General features: G+C 70.7%; 15 protein-coding genes. 6 read left to right on the top strand and 9 right to left on the bottom strand.

Going from position 1 to position 18612, the window contains the following annotated elements; all coding sequences use genetic code 11:
* Nucleotides 1-156: 156 nt before the first annotated feature.
* Nucleotides 157-363, top strand: a complete 207-nt coding sequence (locus RCO28_RS18895) for a DUF397 domain-containing protein (RefSeq protein WP_282539582.1) — start codon at nt 157-159, stop codon at nt 361-363.
* Between the two features lie 131 nt (nt 364-494).
* Here the strand turns inward: RCO28_RS18895 and RCO28_RS18900 are convergent, their stop codons facing one another.
* Nucleotides 495-1334, bottom strand: coding sequence for a hypothetical protein (locus tag RCO28_RS18900; protein ID WP_308942322.1), 840 nt, complete (start codon nt 1332-1334; stop codon nt 495-497).
* A gap of 80 nt (nt 1335-1414) precedes the next feature.
* On the opposite strand from RCO28_RS18900, the gene RCO28_RS18905 reads away from it, so the two are divergent.
* Together RCO28_RS18905 and RCO28_RS18910 are read left to right on the top strand one after the other, a co-directional pair.
* Nucleotides 1415-2197, top strand: a complete 783-nt coding sequence (locus RCO28_RS18905; RefSeq protein ID WP_308942323.1) for an SDR family oxidoreductase — start codon at nt 1415-1417, stop codon at nt 2195-2197.
* 172 nt (nt 2198-2369) lie between these two features.
* Entirely contained in the window at nt 2370-3893 is a 1524-nt protein-coding gene (locus tag RCO28_RS18910; RefSeq protein ID WP_308942324.1) for a sodium:solute symporter family protein, read from the top strand.
* Nucleotides 3894-3967: 74 nt separating this feature from the next.
* Here the strand turns inward: RCO28_RS18910 and RCO28_RS18915 are convergent, their stop codons facing one another.
* Both RCO28_RS18915 and RCO28_RS18920 read right to left on the bottom strand, forming a co-directional pair.
* Nucleotides 3968-7348, bottom strand: a complete 3381-nt coding sequence (locus RCO28_RS18915) for a S8 family serine peptidase (protein ID WP_308942325.1) — start codon at nt 7346-7348, stop codon at nt 3968-3970.
* Nucleotides 7349-7556: 208 nt separating this feature from the next.
* Nucleotides 7557-8585 (bottom strand): helix-turn-helix domain-containing protein, encoded by a 1029-nt coding sequence (locus RCO28_RS18920; protein WP_308942326.1) that lies wholly within the window; start codon nt 8583-8585, stop codon nt 7557-7559.
* A gap of 233 nt (nt 8586-8818) precedes the next feature.
* On the opposite strand from RCO28_RS18920, the gene RCO28_RS18925 reads away from it, so the two are divergent.
* The gene (locus tag RCO28_RS18925; RefSeq protein WP_308942327.1) at nt 8819-9940 is read left to right on the top strand and encodes a PP2C family protein-serine/threonine phosphatase; all 1122 of its coding nucleotides are present in this window, start codon (nt 8819-8821) and stop codon (nt 9938-9940) included.
* A gap of 18 nt (nt 9941-9958) precedes the next feature.
* Here RCO28_RS18925 and RCO28_RS18930 read toward each other — a convergent pair whose 3' ends face one another.
* The 4 genes from RCO28_RS18930 to RCO28_RS18945 all read right to left on the bottom strand — a co-directional run bounded on the left by RCO28_RS18930 (nt 9959) and on the right by RCO28_RS18945 (nt 14841).
* Complete coding sequence (locus RCO28_RS18930) at nt 9959-11074, bottom strand: ADP-ribosylglycohydrolase family protein (RefSeq protein ID WP_308942328.1); 1116 nt, start codon at nt 11072-11074, stop codon at nt 9959-9961.
* A 248-nt stretch (nt 11075-11322) separates the two neighbouring features.
* On the bottom strand, nt 11323-13935 hold the full coding sequence (locus tag RCO28_RS18935; protein WP_308942329.1) for a bifunctional FO biosynthesis protein CofGH: 2613 nt from the start codon (nt 13933-13935) through the stop codon (nt 11323-11325).
* Between the two features lie 185 nt (nt 13936-14120).
* On the bottom strand, nt 14121-14462 hold the full coding sequence (locus tag RCO28_RS18940; protein WP_308942330.1) for a helix-turn-helix domain-containing protein: 342 nt from the start codon (nt 14460-14462) through the stop codon (nt 14121-14123).
* A 1-nt stretch (nt 14463) separates the two neighbouring features.
* On the bottom strand, nt 14464-14841 hold the full coding sequence (locus tag RCO28_RS18945) for a type II toxin-antitoxin system RelE/ParE family toxin (protein WP_308942331.1): 378 nt from the start codon (nt 14839-14841) through the stop codon (nt 14464-14466).
* 97 nt (nt 14842-14938) lie between these two features.
* Here RCO28_RS18945 and RCO28_RS18950 point away from each other — a divergent pair, with 97 nt between their 5' ends.
* Both RCO28_RS18950 and RCO28_RS18955 read left to right on the top strand, forming a co-directional pair.
* Nucleotides 14939-16279 (top strand): radical SAM protein, encoded by a 1341-nt coding sequence (locus RCO28_RS18950; RefSeq protein ID WP_308942332.1) that lies wholly within the window; start codon nt 14939-14941, stop codon nt 16277-16279.
* A gap of 120 nt (nt 16280-16399) precedes the next feature.
* On the top strand, nt 16400-17902 hold the full coding sequence (locus tag RCO28_RS18955; protein ID WP_308942333.1) for a CehA/McbA family metallohydrolase: 1503 nt from the start codon (nt 16400-16402) through the stop codon (nt 17900-17902).
* A 21-nt stretch (nt 17903-17923) separates the two neighbouring features.
* Here RCO28_RS18955 and RCO28_RS18960 read toward each other — a convergent pair whose 3' ends face one another.
* On the bottom strand, nt 17924-18322 hold the full coding sequence (locus RCO28_RS18960; RefSeq protein ID WP_308942334.1) for a type II toxin-antitoxin system VapC family toxin: 399 nt from the start codon (nt 18320-18322) through the stop codon (nt 17924-17926).
* Nucleotides 18319-18549, bottom strand: a complete 231-nt coding sequence (locus RCO28_RS18965) for an antitoxin (RefSeq protein WP_308942335.1) — start codon at nt 18547-18549, stop codon at nt 18319-18321. The genes RCO28_RS18960 and RCO28_RS18965 overlap by 4 nt, the downstream gene beginning before the upstream one ends.
* Nucleotides 18550-18612 lie beyond the last annotated feature (63 nt).

Here is an 18612-nt window from a genome sequence, read left to right on the forward strand (position 1 = left end):
GGAAGACCTCACCGGTATATGCCATCCGGTCGAGTGAATGCCCGCCTCGCGCCCCGATGTTGGCGAGTAGCGTCGATCACGCCAACAACAAGCAAGCAAGATCCAGCCGTTGGCATCGCACCCCCACACATCCGGCGATAGGCAAGCGGAGCGAACATGGCAATTCAGCAAGGCGTCACGGACACCTGGACCAAGTCCTCGTATTCCACCGGAAACGGCGCATGTGTAGAGGTCAAGTCCCCGGTGACGCACGCGATCGACGTGCGTGACTCGAAGGTCCCCGAGGGCCCGGCGCTGGCGTTCGCTCCGGAGTCCTGGAGCGCGTTCGTCGGTCAGGTCACGCGGGGTACGTGGGACGCCTGATCCTGAGCACGACACAACCGCACCACCAGCACCACCGAAGAGCCCTCTCGACTGGTTCGCCGTCCCGGCCGAGGGGGCTCGGCCTTTCCCCGCAGCACCCAGCACGCCCCCGCAGCGTCCGGCCCGTGCGGCTACCGCAGCTGATCCACGAAGAGGTCCGTGCCCGGAACCGTAGGGATGAACGGCGCCACCAACTCGACCCGCCCAAGACCGGATTCGGCCACTTCCGCCTCGCGCCCGGCGAAGAGTTCCGGCCAACAGGGGCGCGGGTCGGACTGCAGGAACCACAGCAGCGTCAGCCGGTCGTCGACACCCTCGACCTGCTTCACGTACGACATCCGGTCGCCCGGCAGCGGGGTCGGCCGGAACAGGACGACCATCGCGGCCGGGGACTGCGCGAGCTTGCCCGGCAGGTGGCGTGAGCGCAGCCACTCCAGCAACTCGGCGCGCTGCTCGGGCCCTTCGGCGTCGATGACCTCCAGGACGAGGCCCTGGTACGGGTGGTCGAGCGCGTGGAAGTCACGCGGACCGCCGGCGCCGTCCCGGTAGACCGTGGCGACGTGGTCCTGGAAGGCCGTGAAGACGTGCGTGCGGTCCTGATGGACGCGGCCGTCGCGGTTGAGGCGCTTGTTGATGCCGACGGTCCAGCGCATGTGGTCGTCATAGCGGCCCTCGGTGATCCAGTACGTGGAGAGATAGCAGCCGGCCGTGACGGGCTGGGCGACCGCCGACTTCTCCGGGCGGCGCAGGAGCTGCAGATCCCGGGTCGCGACCCAGCGGCGGCCCGCGTACATCCAGGGCATGGCCATCGCGCCCGCGTAGTAGTGGTCGTCCTCGTACCAGCGGTTGTAGGCGTGCTCATGGCCCGGGTGCGGCTCGACCATGGTGATCAGGGCGTGCCCGGGGTGCACGCCGTACGGCCCTACCGACGCCAGCTCCGCGTAGGTCTCACTGCGGGTCTCCTCGCCCATGGTGCTCCCCTTCCTTCCCCTGCAGGACGGCCCTACTCTGACGCCCCGTCAGGGAATGCACCAGGGCTACGGAGGCGCCGATGCTGCTCGACGGAAAGACCGTGATCGTCTCGGGGGTCGGCGCCGGACTCGGCCACGAGGTCGCCGCCGCCGTGGTCCGCGACGGCGGCAACGCCGTGCTCGGCGCCCGCACGGAGGCCAACCTCGCCAAGGCGGCCGCCGAGATCGACCCGGGCGGCGCGCACACCGCGTACCGGGCCACCGACATCGCCGACGAGGAGCAGTGCCGGGCCCTCGCCGGGCTTGCCGTGGAGCGCTCCGGACGGATCGACGCGCTCGTCCAAGTGGCCGCTCTCGACTCGCACTTCGGCGGCCTGGAGGACGCGGACTTCGCGACGTGGCAGCGCGTGCTCGACGTCAATCTGCTCGGCAGCCTGCGGATGGCGCGGGCCTGCCTGCCGGCGCTCAAGGAACGCGGCGGCGCACTCGTCCTGGTCGGCACGCAGTCCTCGGTGGCGGCGCCCTCGCAGGTACGGCAGGCGGCGTACGCGGCCTCGAAGGGCGGCCTGGTCTCCGCCATGTACTCCCTCGCGCGCGAGCTCGGCCCGCACCGCATCCGGGTCAACACGGTCCAGCCGGGCTGGATGTGGGGGCCGCCGGTGGAGGCGTACGTCCAGTTCACCGCGCACACCGAGGGCGTGCCGGAGGAGGAGGTGAAGCGGCGGCTCGGCGAGCGGATGGTGCTGCCGGAGCTGGCCACGGACGGGGACGTGGCGGACGCCTGCGTCTTCCTGGCCTCCGACCGGGCGCGGGCCATCACGGGGCAGTCGTTGCTGGTGAACGCGGGTGAGCTGATGCGGTAGACACCCTCAGCAACTCGCCTCCAACAGAGTTGAGTTGTCCACGTATATGAACGGAGATCCTCAACTCGAACGATTTTACTGTCCGTTGACTCTCCAGACGGTTGTCGGCGTCGCTCGCCCCTACCCAGGATGAGCGCACCCCTGGACGGGGCCGGCGACCCCTGGAGTGCGCATGAACACCCTCGACTGGGCCGTGCTCGGCGGCTATTTCTTCGTGATGGTGGGCATCGGCCTGTGGTCGAAGTCGCGCGTCCACGACGTCGCGGACTTCTTCACCGCACGCGGCCGCATCCCCTGGTGGCTGTCCGGTATCTCGCACCATATGTCGGGCTACAGCGCCATCATGTTCGTCACCTTCGCCGCCGTCGCGTACGACTACGGCGTCACCGTGTACTTCTGGTGGCCGCTGACCATCGGCCTGGGCGTCGGCATCGGCGCGTTCGTCTTCGCCGCGCGCTGGAACCGGCTGCGCGCCAAGCACGGCGTGGACTCACCGCTCGCCTATCTCGCCGTGCGCTACAACCTGCCGACCCAGCAACTCCTCGCCTACAGCGGCGCGTTGCTCAAGGTCGTCGACATCGCCGCCAAGTGGGTGGCCATCGCCGTACTGCTCCAGGGCTTCGCCGACATCCCGCTGGTCTGGGGCATCACGCTCACCGGCGTGTGCACCATGTTCTACATGGCCTTCGGCGGGCTGTGGGCCGATGTCCTCACGGACTTCGGGCAGTTCGTCATCCAGGCCGTCGCCGGCATCGCGATGCTCGTCGCCGTCATGGCGCACCTCGGCGGAGTCTCCTCCCTCTGGACCATGTGGGACGAGCTGCCCGCCTCGCACAGCGACCCGGTCAACGGCACGGTCACCACCGGGCTGATCATGGCGTTCCTGCTCGTGAAGACCTTCGAGTACAACGGCGGCATGTGGAACCTGGCGCAGCGCTACATGGCGTCCCCCTCGGGCAGCCGCGCCAAGAGGTCGGCGCTGCTCTCCAGTGCGCTGTGGCTGGTGTGGCCGCTGATCCTGTTCATCCCGATGATCGCGGCGCCGCTGATCGTGCCCGACATCGGCAACCCCGAGCGCTCGTACATCATGCTCGCCCAGGAACTGCTGCCCTCCGGCCTGATCGGGCTGCTGCTCGCCGGGTTCTTCTCGCACACGATGGCCATGGTGGCCTCCGACTCCAACGTGATCACCGCGGTCATCACGCGGGACCTGGCGCCCGTCCTCGTACCGAAGGTGCGGCGCTTCACGGAACGGCAGAAGCTGCTCTTCGCGAGGATCACCACGGTCGCGTTCGTGGCCGTCTCCATGTCGATCGCGCTGGGCGCCGATCCGAACGGCTTCATCATGACGGTCGTGGTGAGTGTGGTGGCCGCGACGATGGGCCCGATCTCCATCCCCCTCATGCTGGGTCTGCTGCCCTGGTTCAAGCGCACCGGGCCGACCGCAGCGATGGTCTCCTGGGCCGGCGGCCTCGCGGTCTGGGCCTGGCTCTACTGGGGCGCCGAGGGCACGAGCGAGACGGTGACGGTGGGCGCACCGGTGCTGACGTCGCTGGTCCTTTACGTGGGGGTGGGGCTGCTCAAGCCTGAGGGGTCGGTGGAGCGGGCGGCGCTGGTGGATTCGCTCGACACCGACCCCAGCGCGGGCGAACAGGCGGACGCGGAGCGGAAGTTGGCTGCCGACCCGACCGTGTGAGCCGGGATTGCGCGGGACGGCCGAGGGCCGGGCGGCCTCAGGAGAGAGGCCGCCCGGCCGGAGGAACGCTGCGCTTACCGGACGTCGTAGGCGCGGGTGATGGTCTGGGTGACCGCATTGTGGTTGGCGTCGGTGAACGTCGCCTTCAGGGCGACCTGCTTGCCGGAGGCGCCGGTGTGGTCGAGGGTGGCTGTCCAACGGCCGTCTTGCCGCTCGACCGGAGCCTTGGTCCAGGTGGTCCCGCCGTCGTACGAGTAGGACAGCGCGGCCTCCGTGATCGCCGCCGGGGTGTATCCGGCATGGCCGTCGACCGACAGGCCGACCTTCACGTCCTTCTGCGCGGGAAGGGTGTTCATGCCGTCCACCGGCACGTCGTACCCCGGGAAGAGGAGCGGCAGACCGCGTGAGAAGACGTCGGGCTCCCGGTGCGAGCGGAAGGACCAGGACGTGGTGACGGCGGTGGAGCGCAGCCAGTTCCGGTCCGAGCTCGGGATCTTCTGCAGGTTCTGGGTGAGCTCGTAGGCGGAGTCCTCGTCCGGCACGTCGAACACGCCGTAGGGGACGACGCTGCGGCCGATCTGCTCGCCGTCGCGCTTCAGCACGAGGTTGCCGAGGTCGCCGAACGATCCGCCGGGCGACCAGTGATCGCCGGACCCGTCGAGCCAGAGCGCGGTCTGGACGCCGATCCGGTCGCCCTGACGCTCACCGGCCAGCGCGCGCTCGCCGTCCGGGGTGCGTTCGGCGGCGGGCCGCAGCGGGCCGCGGTACCACTCCTCGGTGCCGCGCTGCCCGGCCCGGTAGGTGCGCTCCTGGTCGCCCATGAACGCGGCGAACGGGAAGCTGGTCATCGCGCCGTGGTACCAGGAGTCGTCGCCGGTCGTGTAGTAGGCGGTACGGGTCGTGGGCACATGCACCGCGCCGAACCCGCTCACGGGAACGTAGTCGCCGCTCTCGGTGGGGCGGACGAACAGGGCATCGACGTAATCGCCCTCCTTGCCCAGCGCGTTCCAGGTCTCGTCGACCCGCGCGAGGCGGGAGTCCTTGGGCCGGTACACCTGGTCGGCGCCGAGCGGTCCCGCGGTCGGGAACGTCAGGTTGTAGACGTACGACGCGCCCTCCTCGGAGCCGACGGCACGCCAGGTGGGCCGGAACTCGAAGGTGCCGCTCGTGGTGCGCCCGTCGATGTCCGCGTAGAACTTCTGGACGGTGTCGTCCGCGGTGAGCGAGCCGGACATCAGCCAGGTGTCGTCCCAGGTGCGGGCGTAGCTGAACGTGGTGTTCTGGATGCCCGCCGGGCGTTCGGTGTCCAGGCTCAGCCGGTGGGCCTTGCGGGCGTCGAGGACGACGGTCGTGTCCCGGGTGATCTGAAGCTGCGGCCGTGCGAGGTAGGTCATCGATTCGGGGGCTCCGTCGGCGTCGTGCGTCGCCACGAATCCGCTCAGCGAGTAGGTGCCCGGACGGACCCGGTACGTCTGCTCGGGCGCCCCGGAGTTTCCGCGCCGGTCCCCCTTGTCGGCGTCCAGACTGGCGAGGTCCAGGGACGAGGCGCCGGTCGCGGGCTTGCCGTTGCGGTCCAGGGCCTTGACCTTGAGGGTGACCGTCTCCGGCTGGACGTAGAGCGTGACCGGCACGGAGACGTGCACGTCGCCGCCGGTGGCGAGGATCCGGCCGGTGACCGCGCCGTACTGGGAGTCCTTGAGCCGGGCGGTGGGATCGATGCGGACCGGCACCTGGGCGGTGGCACCCGCGGGGATCGTCACCTTGCGCCGCTCCGGTTCGATGACGGCGGAGCGGACCGTGCTGCCGTCATTGCCGTGTACGCCGCTGACCGCCAGGTTCAAGGTCAGCTCGCGGTCACTGGTGTTGGTGAAGGGCACCTTCACGGTGGTGCGGTCCGACGCGCTCTGCGGCCAGTCGTAGCTGCCGCCCTGCACGGCGGGCGCGGCGAGCACCTGCTGCTCCACCGCCGCGAACGCGTCGAGGACGCCGCCGCCGGTCTGGTCGGCCCCCGCCACCTCGCCGCCGGTGCGGGCCGAGGAGACGAGCGCGGCCTTGATCTGCTGCGGGCTCCAGTCCGGGTGGGCCTGGCGGACGAGGGCCGCTGCGCCCGCGACATGCGGGGTCGCCATCGACGTACCGGACATCGAGCGGTACGCGTAGACGCCGCGGCCGCCCGCGCTCGCCGCCGAGATGCCGACGCCGGGGGCGGCGATCTCCGGCTTGAGGGTGTGGGTGACGGCGACCGGGCCGCGGCTGGAGAACGGGGCGGTGCTGTCGTCCCGGTCCACGGCGCCGACGGTGAGCACGTCGGACACGCACCCGGGCGAGGACACGGTCTCGGTGCTCGGCCCCGTGTTGCCCGCCGCGACGACGAACAGGCTTTCCTGCGCGAGCTGCTGCGCGGCCTGTGCCACCGGGTCGGTGCAGTCGCCGATCGCCGAACTGCCCAGACTCATGGAGACGACGTCGGCCTTCTGGTCGACGGCCCACTGCATGCCGGCGATGACCCAGGAGTCCTGCCCGTACCCGCTGTCGTTGAGGACCTTCCCGACGAGCAGGGAGGTACCGGGCGCAACTCCCTTCATGCGGCCGTCACTTGCGGCCCCGGACCCGCCGACCGTGGAGGCGGTGTGCGTTCCGTGGCCCACCTGGTCGTCGCTGTTCGTGGAGTCCGTGAAGTTCTTCGAGGTGGCGACCCGGCCCTTCAGGTCCGGGTGTTCGGCGTCCGCGCCCGTGTCGAGGACGGCGACCTTGGTGTTCTTGCCGTCGTAGCCCGCCTCCCAGGCCTCCGGTGCGTGGACCTGCTTCGTGGACCGGTCGAGGGTGGCCTTGACCTTGCCGTCCAGCCACAGCTTCTTGGGGGTGTCGGCGGAGCGGGCGCCGGACCCGGTGACCTCCCGCCAGAAGGCACCGGCGGTGTCCTTGTCCGCCTTGAGCGCGACACCGCGCACCGCGGGGAGGAGCAGGCTCCGCTTGGCGCCGCGGGGGGTCTCCGGAGCGCTCTTGGCTACGTCGACGCCCTTCCCGTACGTGGCGATCAGCGGCAGTGCGTCGGTGTGCGCGTCGTCGTATCCCTGGCGGATCAGCCCGGTGACGTTGAACAGCTCCGCGTCGACTCTGTCGTCGGCGACGGCCTTCGTCGCACCCTCGGGGTAGACGTAGAGGTCCTTGCCCGACTGGAAGGTGCGGAACATCGGCTGCGTTCCGTCCTTGCGGGGCAGCACGGCCGCCGAGCTGCGGCCCGACTTGTCCGTGGTCACGAGGACCTTGTCGCCGGTGACGAGCGTGACCGTCGCCTGCCGGGCGCGGGTCTTCGCGGCCTCGCTGCCGACGACGGGTCTCTTCTTGGCCGAGCCGCTCTGCGGCGGGTCAGCCGCTCCGGACGGCGTGACCGCGGTGAAGGCCAGGGCCGCGGCGGTCGCCGCACCCATGGCCATGCGCGATATGGGGCGCATGCGTCTCCCTACTTGACCTACTTGACCTACTTGGCGCCATCAATGCCTGTGGTGCGGCTGCAGCCTGGCAGAGGTGCACGGGGCGTAGGGATGCCCGCGCGTGACGGGTAGCCCGCATGTCGGGTTTCCGTCACAGGGGCGCGCGGAGACGGTGCTCACGGAGGCGCGGGAATGCCAACTCCCTTTGCGCTGCCGGGAGAAGGAGCGGTCACAGCCACCCTGCGCGGGCGGCGTACCACCCGAGCTGCAGGCGTGAATCCACTCCGGCGAGGTCCATCAGGCGCCGGGTCCGGCGCTCGACGGTGCGTATGGAGACACCGAGTTGGGACGCCGCCCTGCGGTCGGAGAACCCCGCGAGGAGCAGGGCGAGGACCTCACGTTCCCCCACCGTCGGCCACTGGTCCGCCTCAGCCCGCACCCGCACGCCCGTGGCGGTGTCGTACAGCGGCCGGGCCTGAGCCCACTCCTGCTCGAAGAGATGGACCAGGGCCGTGAGCAGACCGCTGCGGTGCACCACGATGGCGCTCGGCTCGTCACCGGAGTCGGCCACGTCCAGCGGCACCATGGCGCTCTCCCGGTCCGCCACGACCAGCTTCAGCGGCAGGGCCTCGACCAGGCGGAGTTCCATCCCTGCCGCGATGGCCGCCCGGATGTCCTGCGCCACCTCATGACCGTCGAGATAGTCCCGCGTGGCCACGACCCGGAAGTCCACCCCGCGGTCAAGGGCGGCGTGCTCCACCACGTCGGTGTCCTCACGCGGCACCGCGGTGGGCGCGCCCACGAGAAAGGTGAGCAACTCCCGCCGGGCGCCGCGCTGCAACTGGTGGAACCGGTGCGCGACCTGCTCCACGCCGACGACCACCTCCACGACACTGCCCGCGGGGTGCGCGGCGGTACTGCGGTACTGCTCGGTCAGCATCGCGAACGCGGTCTCGGCCCGGTGCAGTGCGTTGCGCTGCTCGACGAGGAGCGGGGCCAGGGCGACGGAGGGTGGCGACAGCCGGTAGCGGGTGGCGGGTCCGTCGGCTCCGCAGCGGACCGGGGCGGAGGCAGCGCAGTCGGTCTCGGGGGTGACCAGGACCAGGCCGCGCGCGGCCAGCTCGCGCAGGATGCGGATGGTCTCGCCCTGCTCCAGTCCGGCCTGCCGTGCGAGATCCTGCGCGGAGGCCGACGGCCGCGGCAGCAGAGCGTTGTAGACGGCCTCTTCGTCCGGGCCAAGTCCCAGTGCCTGCAGCATCCTTGTCCCCTCGGGCAGACCGCCGTCCCGGTGCCCGTCGCCGGAGCGCGGGCGGATCGAGTGGATCAAGTGGATACGGCTCGACGGAACCCTATCCCCCCTGACAGGGCGAACGACGTGCCTGAGGAGAGGGCCGCCTGCCCGGGCGGGGGCACTGTCCGGCGGGGCGAGGCCGGTTGGTGTCGAGCCTGCCTACGGTATGGGGGAAATGCTCCATCCGCCCGGGAGGTCCCGTGTTCCGTAAGCGTCCGCAGAGGTCGGCCCGTCCGATCGAGGTCATCAAGCCACCGAGCGGAGCCGAAGTCGTGGTCGTGGTCGCATCGGTGACGCTCCTGGTGATGGTCCTGGGGGCCCTGTCGGAGTCCCCGGTGTGGCTGCTCGGGCTTCTCGTGTTCCTGCCCGGAGCGGCGTCCGCACTGTGCACCGTCCGCCAGACGAAGTTCGTGTTCGCCTGGACCGGGTTCGTCGTCATCGCCACCATGCTGCTCCGGCTGGGGGACGGGTGGCCGTGGCTCGACAGGATGCTGATGATTCTGCTCACGCTCGTCCTGGGCGCGGCCTCCGTCTACGCTTGCCACCGCCGCATCGGCCACGAGCGGGAGATGCTGCGGCTGCGCTCGACCGCTGCGGCGATGCAGCGCCACATCCTGCGCCCGCTGCCCCTGCTCACCGACGATGTCCTGGTCGACGGGGTGTACGAACCCGTACAGGAGGACCGGCTCGTCGGCGGTGACATCTACGACGTCGTCGACTCACCGTGGGGAACCCGGTTGCTCATCGGCGACGTCCAGGGCAAGGGCCTGCCTGCGGTCGGGGCGGCTTTCGCCGTGATCGGCGCCTTTCGTGCGACGGCTCACCGGGAGCCCACCCTGACCGCGCTCGTCGACGCCCTGGACGCTTCCGTCGTACGGCACAACTCCTACGCCGCGCAGACCGGCGACGACGAACGGTTCGTCACCGCACTCATCATCAGCGTCGACGCGAACGCGGAGGTGCAGGCCATCAACTGCGGTCACGTCCTGCCGCAGGTACTGCACGACACCGCCGTCAGCACTCCGGACCTCACCTTCGGCGTGCCCCTCGGCCTGGCCGAACTCGCCGCCGAACCCGCGACGGTCGACTGGTTCGCCTTCCCGCCCGGCGCGACACTGTTGCTGACCACGGATGGTCTGACCGAGACGCGTGCCGCCGACGGCGCGTTCTACCCTCTCGACGAAAGCCTCACCCGGCGGGTGTCGCTGCCGGCCACCGAGCTGCCGCGCGCGCTCTACGACGACGCGCGCACCTTCGCCGGAGAGGGGGACCAGCACGACGACGTCGCGGTCCTGTCCGTACGACGGTCACCGAACCGCTGAGGCGGCGCCACCGAACGCCTACGAGCGCGGGTACCGCGCCAGCCACCCCGGCGACGACCCGGCAGGGCCGTGCAGCGCGGGCCCCTGCGTCATCTCCATCGCGAAGTCGTCCGCCAGCTCCAGCATCGTCGAACGGCCCTCCAACTCGGCCACCCAGCCGGGCGGGAGCGCCGTCTCGCCGTGCAGGGCGCCGAGCATCGCACCGGTCAGGCACGCCACCGACGAGGAGTCGCCGCCCTGGTTCACGGCGAGCCGCAGTCCGTGCCGGATGTCCTCGCAGACCGTCGCGCAGTACACCGCCGCCCCGAGCACCGCGTCCCCCGTGCCCTCCTCGGCGAGGGACTCGACCCGGGCCGGACTCGGCATGCCCTGCCGGACCGCGCCGAGCGCCTGCTTGAGCGCGTCCGTGACGGGCTGGTGCCCCGGCCGGGTGGCGAGCAGGGCCAGCGCCCGCTGCACCGCCCCGTCGAGGGACTCGCCCCGGGCCAGGGCGTGCACGATCACCGCGTGCGCGCCCGCCGCCAGATAAGCCGAGGGGTGGCCGTGCGTCTGCGCGGCGCACTCCACGGCCAGCTGCAGGACGAGCTGCGGCTCCCAGCCGACGAGCAGCCCGAACGGCGCGGACCGCGTGACCGCCTCGGGGCCGCGCTCGGTGGGGTTGCGCGGGGTCTCCAGGGTGCCCATCGTGTCGTCGGCGAAGCCGGTGAGGCAGGCACGGGCCGGGTCGCGGCGGGCGTACAGCCACTCCTCGCGGGCCAGCCAGCCGTCCTCCTCGCGGCGCTCGTCGGGGCCCCACTCGGTCTGCGTGACGGCCCAGCGGCGGTGGGCGCGGTGGATGTCGGTGGGCGGGTGCCAGGCGCCGGTGTCCCGGCGGACCTGGGCGCGGATCAGTCCGTCCACGGTGAACAGGGCGAGCTGCGTGGCCGCGGTGACGGTGCCTCGACGGCCGTACGCGGGGGCCAGGTCCGCGAGGCCCTCCGCGCCGTGCTCGGTGCGGATCGCCTCCAGGTCGAGGCGGGTCACGGGGGCGCCGAGTGCGTCCCCGAGGGCCGCGCCGAGGAGTGAGCCCCGTACGCGGCTGCGGAAGTCCTGCTGTTCGGCACGGCCCCAGACCGCTGTCACACCTGCGCTCACCACGCCTCCTTCCACGACTTCGCAGCACTGTAATCGAACGGGGACGGTCGGTTCGGGGCGCGCTTCCTTCCCCTCCCCGCCCCTTCCCGAATCTCCTCAATTGCCGGAGGGGCTGAAAATTCAGCCCCTCCGGCGATTGAGGAGCGGGGGTCCGGGGGCTGGCCCCCGAAGCGCCGCAGGCTTTCGGGAAGGGGCGGGGAGGGGAGAAAACAGCCCGCACCGGCGAAAACGGGGGCCCGGGAAGGGGCCTAGTCCCCTTCCACCACCGGCAGCAGCTGCGGCAAGTGGCCGTCCGATGCCGCCGCGACCCGCTGCCGTTCCTCCGGCACCTCGCCGTACAGCGTCGTACGCGGCTTCGCCGGGCGCCCCGCGGCGTCCGCGATGGCGACGAGGTCTTCGATGGAGCGGTACGAGCCGTAACTGGAGCCCGCCATCCGGGAGATGGTCTCCTCCATCAGCGTGCCGCCCAGGTCGTTGGCGCCGGAGCGGAGCATCTCCGCGGCGCCCTCGGTGCCGAGCTTGACCCAGCTGGTCTGGATGTTCGGGATGTGCGGGTGCAGCAGCAGCCGGGCCATGGCCGTGACGGCGCGGTTGTCGCGCGTCGACGGGCCCGGCCGGGCGATCCCGGCCAGGTACACCGGCGCGTTGGTGTGGATGAACGGCAAGGTCACGAACTCCGTGAAGCCTCCCACGTTTTGAGACAATGCAGCCTGCTGGATGCTGGCCAGCGTGCGCAGGTGCCCGAGCCAGTGCCGGGGCTGGTCCACATGCCCGTACATCATCGTGGACGAGGACCGGATGCCCAGCTCGTGCGCGGTGCGGACGACCTCGATCCACGTCGCCGTCGGCAGCTTGCCCTTGGTCAGCACCCAGCGGACCTCGTCGTCGAGGATCTCGGCGGCCGTGCCCGGGATGGAGTCGAGGCCGGCCTCCTTGGCGTGCTGAAGCCAGTCCCGGATGCTCAAGCCGGTCCTGGTGGCGCCGTTGACGACCTCCATCGGCGAGAAGGCGTGCACGTGCATGCCGGGGACGCGTTCCTTCACGGCCCGCGCGATGTCGAAGTAGGCCGTGCCCGGAAGGTCCGGGTGGATGCCGCCCTGCATGCAGACCTCCACCGCCCCCACGTCCCAGGCCTGCTGCGCACGGTCGGCGACCTGGTCGAGGGAGAGCGTGTACGCGTCGGCGTCGGTGCGGCGCTGGGCGAAGGCGCAGAAGCGGCAGCCCGTGTAGCAGACGTTGGTGAAGTTGATGTTCCGCGTGACGATGTACGTGACGTCCTCGCCGACCACCGACTTCCGTACGTCGTCGGCCACTTGGCACAGCGCGTCGAGCGCGGGCCCGTCCGCGTGCAGCAGGGCGAGCGCCTCGTCGTCGGTGAGCCGGGTCGGGTCGTCGGCGGCGACGCGCAGGGCCGCCCGTACGTCGGTGTCGATGCGGGAGGGCACCATCCCGGGCGCGGCCTGTTCGCGCAGGGACTCCCAGTCGCCGTACACCTCGTCGAAGTCGTCGCGCCGGTCCGACGTACGGCCGTCGGTGTCGATGGTGCGGTGCAGGTCGGTGCGGCCGGAGGGGACGAAGCTGTCCTCGGGCTCCTGCCAGGGCAGCCCGCGCACCTCGGCGTCCGGGTTCGCGAGGCCGGTCTCGGGGTCGGCGAGGGCGCGTACGTGCGGCAGGACGCGCGGGTCGATCCAGGGCTCGCCGCGCTGGATGAACTCGGGGTAGACGGCGAGCCGTTCTTCGAGCCGGAAGCCCGACTCGGCGGATTTCGCGGCGAGTTCCTCGATCTGGGGCCAGGGCCGCTCGGGGTTGACGTGGTCGGGCGTGATGGGCGAGACGCCGCCCCAGTCGTCGACCCCGGCCGCGATGAGCCGCGCGAATTCGTCGTCCACGAGGTTGGGCGGCGCCTGGAGGCAGCCGGACGGCCCCATGATGTGCCGCGCGACGGCGACGGTCGCGACCAGGTCGTCCAGCTCGGCGTCCGGCATGCCCCGCATCGCCGTGTCCGGCTTGGCGCGGAAGTTCTGCAGGATCAGCTCCTGGATGCCGTGGTACGCACGGGAGATACGGCGCAGCGCGAACAGCGACTCGGCGCGCTCCTGCGGGGTCTCCCCGATGCCGAGCAGCAGCCCGCTCGTCAGCGGCACGGAGCTGCGCCCCGCGTCCTCAAGATGCCGCAGCCGTACGGCCGGAGCCTTGTCGGGCGACCCGTGGTGCGGCCCACCGGGCTCGCTCCACAGCCGCTCGGCGGTCGTCTCCAGCATCAGCCCCATCGACGGGGACACCGGCTTGAGCCGCTGGAAGTCGGTCCAGGACATGACGCCCGGGTTGAGGTGCGGCAGCAGCCCGGTCTCTTCGAGAATCCGGATCGAGATGGCCCGTACGTACGCGATGGTGTCGTCGTAGCCGTGCGCGTCCAGCCACTCGCGGGCCTCGGGCCAGCGGTCCTCGGGCTTGTCGCCGAGCGTGATGAGGGCTTCCTTGCAGCCGAGTTCGGCTCCGCGTCGGGCGAGGTCGAGCACCTCGTCCGGCGACATGAACATCCCGTGCCCGGCGCGGCGCAGCTTGCCGGGGACGGTCGCGAACGTGCAGTAGTGGCAGCGGTCCCGGCAGAGTCGGGTGAGCGGGACGAAGATGCTCTTCGAGTACGTCAGCACTCCGGCGCGGCCCGCTGCTTCCAGGCCCGCGTCGCGCACGCGGGCTGCGGAGGCGGCGAGATCCTCCAGGTCATCCCCCCGCGCCTGCAACAGCACGGCGGCCTCGGCCACATCGATCGCGACCCCGTCCCGGGCCCGCTTGAGGGCTCGCCGCATGGAGTTGGCGGTGGGCGGCTGCGGACTCGGGGCTGCCTGCTGATCCGTCATCCCCCGAGGATACGAGCGGGGTGCGCGTGTTTATTCAACGCCCGTACGGGCCGGTGGGGTTGCACACCGTGCGTGTTCAGGGTGCTACGGATCGCAGGGGAGGCCGCCATGGGCCGCGACGCGTGCTCACAGGCGTCGTCCAGAGCCAGCAACCCCCATCCCCAGCCCGGGCCGGTCCGCCGTTCTCACGCCGCGTCGTGCTGGTGCGCGGTGAACGTGACCTCGGTGCTGTCGCCGTCGAGGGCGATGTTGAGCGATGCGTCCAGCGCGCGGGCCAGCTTCGTCAAAAGAGGCAGGGTTGGCACGGTGTCGGAGCCCTCGATACGGGAGATCTTCGCCTGCGTCAGGCCGGAGCGCCCCGCGAGTTCGGTCTGCGTCAGGCCCAGTTCGGTACGTCGCGCGTATACGGCCTGCGCCAGCGCCATCGAGAGCCTGATCTCGTGGCGCGCCTCGGCCACGTCGTCGGGTTCCGCGAGCTTCTCGGCGAGCTGGCGCTCCCGCAGTGTCTTCCATCGACTGTGTGCCATGTCAGACCTCTCCCTTCCCGATCACTCTCACAAAATCATCGTGCGCTGGACCGTGCTCGGCCGCGCAGATCTTCTGAGCCCGTTTCGCCCGCTCCACCTCGGCATCTTCGCGCATGCGCGTCTTGCGGAACACCGTCAGCAGCACGGCGGTGCGGTGCGGTGTCAGCCAGCACGTGATGCGTATCGCGGCCCCGTCGAGCGTAGGGCGAAGCTCGCGCACGCCGTCCCCGAGGTGCCGCGCGAACGGCTCCCCCAGCGTCGTCGCATGCTCGGCCAGCAGACCGACGTACTCGTCGATCTTGAGGAAGTGGCGGGCAGGGAGCGCCTCCAGCCAATCCCGCACCTCGGGTTCGATCTCGACCGCATAGAGCTGAGTCACGCCACCACACTATATGTCCCAGACGACATAATCACGGGGAAGTAAGAAGCCCGCCCCCTGAACGAACCCCACTGGACGACTCTGGTCCAATGAGGACATGGAGACGCCGAATCGCACCGCACTCGTCGAAGACCTCATGGAACGCTTCCCGCATGTGCCACGGGAAGCCGTGATCAAGGAAGACCTGCTGCGGGGCGGCATGGCCTTCGACGAGTCCGCGTTGTCCGGAGGCGCCGACGGGTCCGGCGGTGACGTGAAGCCGAAGTCGTACTTCATCTTCTCCTTCGACCACCGCACCCTGCCCGAGCTGGGCCAGGCCGCCCTGAACCGGCCGCCGGAGGAGATCGTCCTCACCGGCGGGCAGTACGACATGCGGCGCACCGTCGTCTCGGTGCGCGTGAACCCGGACTCGCCGTACCGCGTCAAGGGCGGTGAGGACGGCACCCTCGGGCTCTACCTCGACGGGAAGCGGATCTCGGACGTCGGGCTTCCGCCGATGCCCGAGTACTACCGGCACAAGCTGTCCAACGGGAAGTCCGTGATGGAGGTGGCCCCGACGATCCAGTGGGGGTACCTGATCTACCTGACCGTCTTCCGGGTGTGCCAGTACTTCGGCGCCAAGGAGGAGTGCCAGTACTGCGACATCAACCACAACTGGCGCCAGCACAAGGCCGCCGGCCGGCCGTACACGGGCGTGAAGCCGTCCGACGAGATCCTCGAAGCGCTTGAGATCATCGACAAGTACGACACCGCCAAGACCTCCACCGCGTACACCCTGACCGGCGGCTCCATCACCTCGAAGGTCGGCGGCAAGGACGAGGCCGACTTCTACGGCAGCTACGCCAAGGCCATCGAGGAGACCTTCCCGCGCCGCTGGATCGGCAAGGTCGTCGCCCAGGCGCTGCCGCTGGACGACGTCAAGCGTTTCCACGACTACGGCATCCAGATCTACCACCCGAACTTCGAGGTCTGGGACAAGCGGCTCTTCGAGCTGTACTGCCCCGGCAAGGAGCGCTACGTCGGCCGCGAGGAGTGGCACAAGCGGATCCTGGACTCGCGGGACGTGTTCGGCGCGCGGAACGTGATCCCGAACTTCGTCGCGGGTGTCGAGATGGCCGAGCCGTTCGGCTTCCAGACCGTGGACGAGGCCATCGCCTCCACCCACGAAGGCCTTCGCTTCTTCATGTCACAGGGTGTCGTCCCCCGCTTCACCACCTGGTGCCCGGAGCCGACCACCCCGCTCGGCAAGGCCAACCCCCAGGGCGCGCCGCTGGAGTACCACATCCGGCTCCTGGAGACCTACCGCGCGACGCTCGAGGAGTACGGCCTGACCTCCCCGCCCGGATACGGCCCGGCAGGGCCCGGCCGCGCCGTCTTCTCCGTCAGCTCGTTCATGGACAGCATCCCGCAGGGCGCGGAGGCCGAGGCCAACTCCTGACGCTCCGGCGGTACGGGTGCCCGTACCCGTACCGCCCTCTTCCCTTGCCGGTCCGTTCACGGCTCAATACCAGGGTTGCGTACGCCACTTCGCACCGTCCGCCCCTGGGGAGCCGCCACCATGCGCAAGGACGAACAGCCCACGACGCGCCGCACCGACATCCACAGACGCGCGCTGCTCGTGACCTCGGCCGCCACCGCGCTTACGTTGAACGGCGTGAGCTTCGCGAGCGCCACCGGCAGGGACGACACGAGAACCGTGCGCGGCACGCTGCCCACCGGCTCCCCCGACTATGTCTACGTACCCGTCGAAGTCCCGGACGGCGTACGGGAGTTACACGTCTCCTACCGCTACGACAAGCCGCCCGTGCCGCCCGGCACCCAGGGCAACGCGCTCGACATCGGCCTCTTCGACGAGCGCGGAACCGACCTCGGCGGCCGGGGCTTCCGCGGCTGGTCCGGCGGCGCCCGCAGCGAGTTCTTCGTCCGCGCCGACGCCGCGACGCCCGGCTATCTGCCCGGCCGCATCCGCCCCGGCACCTGGCACATCGCGCTCGGCCCGTACACGGTCGCGCCCGAGGGCCTCGCGTACGAGATCACGGTCACGCTGCGGTACGGCGCGCCCGGCGCCGCCCCGAGGCCCAGCTATCCCCCGGAGCGTGCGGCGGGGCGGGGCCGGGCCTGGTACCGGGGCGACTGCCATCTGCACTCCGTGCACTCCGACGGCCGCCGCACGCCCGTCGAGATCGCCGCGCTGGCCCGCGCCGCAGGCCTGGACTTCATCAACAGCTCGGAGCACAACACCCATGCCGCGCACGCCCATTGGGCCGAGCACGCGGGTGACGACCTGCTGATCCTGCTCGGCGAGGAGGTCACCACGCGCAACGGCCACGTGCTGGCGCTCGGCACGGACCCGGGCACGTTCGTCGACTGGCGCTACCGGGCCCGCGACAACCGCTTCGGCCACTACGCCCGCGAGATCCGCCGCGCCGGCGGCCTCGTCGTCCCCGCCCACCCGCACGCCACCTGCATCGGCTGCAACTGGAAGTTCGGCTTCGGCGAGGCCGACGTGGTGGAGGTGTGGAACGGCCCCTACACGCCCGACGACGAGGTGTCCCTCGCCGACTGGGACTCGCGCCTCGAGGCGGCCGGCCGGGGCGGACACTGGACCCCGGCGATGGGCAGCAGCGACGCCCACCGCGACCCGGACCGGATCGGCGGCCCCCAAACCGTGGTCCTCGCCGACGAGTTGAGCCGCACGGCGATCCTCGCGGGGCTGCGGGCCGGACGCTCGTACGTGGCCGAGTCCGCCTCGGTCTCCCTCGACTTCTCGGCGGCGGGCGGCCGGGGCCGTCGGGCGGGCATCGGCGAACGCCTCGCGGTCGACCACGACGCCCCGGTCACGGTCCGCCTGGAGGTCTCGGGCGCACCCGGCTGCACGCTCCGCCTCGTCACGGACCAGGGCACGCTGCTCACGTCGGCATCGGGCAGCGTGGAGTGGCGGACGACGCCCGCGTACGCCTCGTACGTACGGGCCGAGGTACGGCACCCGGCGACGGTGCCGGGCCTGCCGGGGCCCCTCGCGGCGTTCACGAACCCGATCTTCCTGGGCGAGCGGGGCTAGATCCGGGCTGCAGGGCCTGCGTCAGGCGCCGAAGACCTCCACCGGGCACTTGGCCGCGCCGCTGCGGGCGATGCGTGCGTCGCAGGTGATCAGCGGGGCGGTCAGGACCTCGGCCAGGGCCACGTATTGGGCGTCGTACACGGACAGGTTCTGGCGCAGTGTGCGGATGCGGTCGAAGAACGGCAGCGTCTCGTGGCGCGTCAGGGGAATCTGCCGGTAGTCGCCGACGGCCTTGGTGACCTGGCTGTGGTTCAGCTTGCCGCCGCGCTCCAGACCCAGGAGTGCGGACTGGATCTCGTAGTCGAGGAGGGTGGGGGCGAAGAGGGTGCCCGCTTCGGCGATACGTAGGCGCAGGAGGTGCGCATCGGCGGAGCCGGAGGTCAGGGCGGGAACCAGGGCCGAGCAGTCGACAACGATCACCGCCCGGCCCTCATCTCGTCGATGGTCCCGAGCACATCACTGGCGCTGACGTCAGCGCTCGCCTCACGGTCGAGGCGCTCCATCATCTCGGCCAGCGTCGGCTTGGCGGTCTCGCGGGCCAGGAGGTCTCGCACATAGGCCTGCAGGCTCTGTCCGGCCTGGGCTGCCCGGACCTTGAGCGTCTGCAGTTCCTCGTCGGGCACGTCTCGAATAGTCAGGACTGGCATGAATGCAGTTTAGAGCCGTCAGCTGCAAAATGCATGCTCGGCTGGATTTGGCTCCGCCCGCCC

Origin of the sequence: Streptomyces sp. LHD-70, from assembly GCF_031157275.1 — a bacterium.
Taxonomy (GTDB): Bacteria; Actinomycetota; Actinomycetes; order Streptomycetales; family Streptomycetaceae; genus Streptomyces.

Excerpts from the sequence above, each read along its gene's own strand:
- RCO28_RS18900 (WP_308942322.1), bottom strand. The coding sequence starts at position 1,334 with ATGGGCGAGGAGACCCGCAGTGAGACCTACGCGGAGCTGGCGTCGGTA.
- RCO28_RS18905 (WP_308942323.1), top strand. The coding sequence starts at position 1,415 with ATGCTGCTCGACGGAAAGACCGTGATCGTCTCGGGGGTCGGCGCCGGA.
- RCO28_RS18950 (WP_308942332.1), top strand. The coding sequence starts at position 14,939 with ATGGAGACGCCGAATCGCACCGCACTCGTCGAAGACCTCATGGAACGC.
- RCO28_RS18965 (WP_308942335.1), bottom strand. The coding sequence starts at position 18,549 with ATGCCAGTCCTGACTATTCGAGACGTGCCCGACGAGGAACTGCAGACG.
- RCO28_RS18895 (WP_282539582.1), top strand. The coding sequence starts at position 157 with ATGGCAATTCAGCAAGGCGTCACGGACACCTGGACCAAGTCCTCGTAT.
- RCO28_RS18920 (WP_308942326.1), bottom strand. The coding sequence starts at position 8,585 with ATGCTGCAGGCACTGGGACTTGGCCCGGACGAAGAGGCCGTCTACAAC.
- RCO28_RS18910 (WP_308942324.1), top strand. The coding sequence starts at position 2,370 with ATGAACACCCTCGACTGGGCCGTGCTCGGCGGCTATTTCTTCGTGATG.
- RCO28_RS18955 (WP_308942333.1), top strand. The coding sequence starts at position 16,400 with ATGCGCAAGGACGAACAGCCCACGACGCGCCGCACCGACATCCACAGA.
- RCO28_RS18935 (WP_308942329.1), bottom strand. The coding sequence starts at position 13,935 with ATGACGGATCAGCAGGCAGCCCCGAGTCCGCAGCCGCCCACCGCCAAC.
- RCO28_RS18940 (WP_308942330.1), bottom strand. The coding sequence starts at position 14,462 with ATGGCACACAGTCGATGGAAGACACTGCGGGAGCGCCAGCTCGCCGAG.
- RCO28_RS18915 (WP_308942325.1), bottom strand. The coding sequence starts at position 7,348 with ATGCGCCCCATATCGCGCATGGCCATGGGTGCGGCGACCGCCGCGGCC.